Origin of the sequence: Pseudonocardia sp., from assembly GCF_025965585.1 — a bacterium.
In the GTDB taxonomy this organism is placed as follows: domain Bacteria; phylum Actinomycetota; class Actinomycetes; order Mycobacteriales; family Pseudonocardiaceae; genus Pseudonocardia.
This window is the reverse complement of sequence record NZ_JAOPWR010000020.1, coordinates 1-3,284: the sequence shown is the minus strand read 5'-3', so window position 1 is coordinate 3,284 and position 3,284 is coordinate 1. Positions and strand designations below refer to the sequence as shown.

Below are 3,284 nucleotides of genomic sequence, written 5' to 3'. Positions count from 1 at the left end.
CCGGCAGCGGTCCCGGTCGGCGGTCCAGGACTTGGGCAGATACAGCTCCCGGTCGATCAGGGTGCGGCCCTTGCCGGTGGCGTAGGCGAGGAACACCCCGAGCTGGCAGTACTCGACCCGTTCCGCGGTACCGGAGTACTGGCGCTGCACGCCGGCGGATTTGAGGCCCTTCTTCAGGAACCCGGTTTCGTCGACGATCAGCACGCCGGCGGGGTCGCCGAGGTGCTCCACGACGTAGCCGCGCACGTCATCACGCACTCCGTCGGTGTCCCAGTGCGCCGAGTTCAGCAGCCGCTGCATCCCGTCCGGGGTCGCGTCCCCCGCGACCTCGGCCAGCGTCCAGCCGTTCTTGCCCGCCAACGGCGCCAGCAACCCGCGCACATACGCCCGCGCCCGCCGGCGCGGCTCCGCCCGCAGGAACCGGCCGGCGACCTGCGCGAACAACCCATCCAACCCGACAGCCCACGCTGCAAGATCCGCATCACCGTCCACAAGATCGAGAGCCTAGACCATCAACATCACGAAGTGCGGCTGGAGTATTAGGCCGTTAGTTCGATCCTGACCTCCGGCTCCATGTCGATGCTTGCCCGGCTATGGCAGGAGGTCGAACGCCTCGATGTGTTTCGGGCGGACCGCGCTGAAGTGGCGACGATCGGTGGTGAGGATTGTGGTGATGGAGCGTCGTTCGGCGATGGCGATGGCGATGGCGATGACGCTCGCATCGGAGCCGCCGAGTGGGAAGTCGGCATACTGGTCGACTTGTTGGGCCATGCGTTCGAAGTCGTCCTCGACGAGGTTGGCCACGACGAGGTCGCCGTCGGCGAACGATCGGAGAACGCGGCTTCGGCAGCTGAGCCGAAGTTGTACCGGCTGATCATGTAGCAGACCTCGGCGACGATGGTCGCCGGAACGAGGAGCGGTCCGGGCAGGGTCTCGAGGAGCCGAGAGCACTCCTCATGCCAGACGTCGGTGTCGTCGAAGCCGGCGATGAGAGGGCCGGCGTTGACGAGGATCTCACTCAGCTCGACGACCCATCCCGTTTCGGACGTCGTCCTTGAGCCGCTCGCTCAGGGTGTGCTCGCCGGTGCTGACACTGCCCAGCCAGCCGAGCTTGCGGCGGCGCGGTGTGGTGTCCCGGTCTCCTTCGATGACCTCGAAGCGGACGCGGTCACCGGCGTGCAGCGGTACGCCGAGCCGTTCGGCGACCTCGGCGAGCTCGGGTGCGACGACGAACTCGTGGGCACCGTCTGCTGCGGACATGCTCATGGGCGGCCACCTCCTCAAGTCATCATCGCACCAGTAGCGAGTGCCGCGTCCCCGTTGCAGACTTGAGTGCTCGGCTGTCACTCACCGTGACTGGGTCGAAGGCGCCGACTGTGCCACGGGATGTGCCGCGAAACCACGGCGGACAGAGTGGGCAGACCGGCCGTCGGAGGCGAGGATGCGTAGCGTCGGTGCTGGTAGGTGAGCTGGTCGTCGTGGAGCGGGCGTCTTGTAAGCGGTAGGTCGTCGGTTCGATCCCGACCCCCGGCTCCATGCCTGACCAGTGGTTTCAGGTCAGGCTCATGGCCTGGTTCGTGCGACGTGGCATCAAACGTGGTGTGAAACTCGGTATGTTGCTCTTGTGTCCCGACGGGCCGCGGCTGGTCAGAGTCGTGTCCGGGGCAGCGTTGAGACTGGGTGGCGCGCACCGACTACCTCGATGACCCAGATGCTCCCGGACCGACGAGCATCCCCATCACGGCGAGCGCGTACGTCCTCGACGACGCCGGCCGCCTGCTGATGATCCGCCGCACGGACAGCGGGCTTCATGCGCTATCGGGCGGCCGTCACGAACTCGGCGAGACGATGACGGCCACCGCCATCCGAGAGACGACCGAAGAGACCGGCATGCTCATCGAGATCACCGGCCGTGGTCAGATCGTGGACGGCTGGGTGCCGCGGCTGGTGGCCGCGACCAGGTTTTCGGCGATGGTGCGGAGTGTGATGTTGCGGCGTTGAGAGACCGCCCGCAGGGTCGCGAACGCTTCGTCGGGGGGCAGCGGCGGTGAGCGATGACGGACCCGATGGCGTGGTCGATGACCGATCCTGAAGACAGTGCAAGGCGCAGGTCGTCAGTGAGGGCGATCTCGTCGTAGTGGAGCAGGACGGCGATGGTGGCCTGCCCGGCCGGCAGCCGCGCTGGGATGACTACCCGCTTGCCGCGCTCGCGCCGACACCGTCGTCGCACCGCCGCACTCGAGCGAGGACTCCCACCCGGCGCGCCCCGATGTCGAGTCGCCACCGATCAACTGCGCCGACGACCGCCTCAACCCGGGCAGAACCAGCTTGGTTGCGCTGCGCAAGGCGAAGGGGTAGGCCTCAGGTCTACAAGGTGGTGGGAGGACAACATGCCCAGGGCACGATCTGAAGATCTTGCAGACGACGAGCTGCTGCATGAGCTGGAGCGTCTACATGCCACCCGGCACGATGCCTTCCTCCATGGCGCACCGGAGGCGTTGGCCGAGCACACCAGCCGTACCACCCAGCTCGAGCAGGAATATCTTCGCCGTCATTCTGATCGCGACCTCAACCGGGCAAGCACCCGCAGCGGTACCCGAGGCGAACGAGACGCTGGATCCGCAGTGGCCGGAACACAGTCCGAGGGAGCCGATCAGCCGCGCCGTTCGGACGACCGCCGATCCGATGATGTCCACCGCGATCCGCACGCCACGGCGTTCTCGTCGACCCAGCGGACGAGCGGCCCCGAAAGACACGATCCGGTCGATGCCTTGGAGACCGAGACACACGATCCTCGAGACGCTGACGGCGATCGTTGACCCCGACGCCGAGCAGGCCATCCTCGGCCGACGGCCGCGGCGGCATTCGGACGGCCGCCGGCGCGCAGAGCATCGTGCGTTGCGTTGACGCGCAAGCCCGGCGGGCTTGGCCGTACATGCCCAGGTGTACTAGTCGGGCTCATCATCGGGGGACAGGCACAGCGGGCGCGGTTTGGCCGGTCCATCGCTACTCCAGGGAGTTGCCCGCCGGTGATCTGTACAGGCAAGCGACGGCGACCGACCCCACCCGCACCGAGGCGGTCGACCCGGCCACCATGTTGCCGTGGCTGGTTTGTCATCGGGCGCGGCTCTCGGATGGCCCGCCGGATGTCCACCTCCGGAGCTGTCCCGCTCGTTCGAGCGGTGCCGTCAGCCAGCGACAACGGCGGTGAGAACGAGGAATCAGATGTTGTCCGTCCCGGACGTGACCGAACGACTGATGGCTGAGTTCGGCTCACGGGTAGG

The 3,284-nt window shown here is 67.2% G+C and carries 5 protein-coding genes and 1 pseudogene; 2 read left to right on the top strand and 4 right to left on the bottom strand.

What is annotated here, in order from left to right:
* The 3 genes from JWR81_RS01050 to JWR81_RS01040 all read right to left on the bottom strand — a co-directional run.
* A partial coding sequence (locus JWR81_RS01050; RefSeq protein WP_297645545.1) for a transposase occupies positions 1 to 492 on the bottom strand: 492 nt, incomplete at its 3' end.
* Between the two features lie 99 nt (positions 493 to 591).
* The gene (locus JWR81_RS01045; protein ID WP_297645542.1) at positions 592 to 804 is read right to left on the bottom strand and encodes a twitching motility protein PilT; all 213 of its coding nucleotides are present in this window, start codon (positions 802 to 804) and stop codon (positions 592 to 594) included.
* A 210-nt stretch (positions 805 to 1,014) separates the two neighbouring features.
* Entirely contained in the window at positions 1,015 to 1,260 is a 246-nt protein-coding gene (locus tag JWR81_RS01040; protein ID WP_297645539.1) for a hypothetical protein, read from the bottom strand.
* 420 nt (positions 1,261 to 1,680) lie between these two features.
* Between JWR81_RS01040 and JWR81_RS01035 the strand changes: the two are divergent.
* A pseudogene (locus JWR81_RS01035) lies at positions 1,681 to 1,899 on the top strand (NUDIX hydrolase); the annotation flags it as partial.
* A 17-nt stretch (positions 1,900 to 1,916) separates the two neighbouring features.
* On the opposite strand, the gene JWR81_RS34220 reads toward JWR81_RS01035, so the two are convergent.
* Positions 1,917 to 2,015 (bottom strand): hypothetical protein, encoded by a 99-nt coding sequence (locus tag JWR81_RS34220; RefSeq protein ID WP_367278716.1) that lies wholly within the window; start codon positions 2,013 to 2,015, stop codon positions 1,917 to 1,919.
* A gap of 138 nt (positions 2,016 to 2,153) precedes the next feature.
* Here JWR81_RS34220 and JWR81_RS34215 point away from each other — a divergent pair, with 138 nt between their 5' ends.
* Positions 2,154 to 2,819 carry a DUF6158 family protein gene (locus JWR81_RS34215; RefSeq protein WP_367278715.1) on the top strand — a complete coding sequence of 222 codons (666 nt, stop codon included), beginning with the start codon at positions 2,154 to 2,156 and terminating at the stop codon, positions 2,817 to 2,819.
* Positions 2,820 to 3,284 lie beyond the last annotated feature (465 nt).

Bases quoted from the DNA above. Each gene is read 5' to 3' on its own strand.
- JWR81_RS01040 (WP_297645539.1), bottom strand. From the start codon at position 1,260: ATGTCCGCAGCAGACGGTGCCCACGAGTTCGTCGTCGCACCCGAGCTC.
- JWR81_RS34215 (WP_367278715.1), top strand. From the start codon at position 2,154: ATGGTGGCCTGCCCGGCCGGCAGCCGCGCTGGGATGACTACCCGCTTG.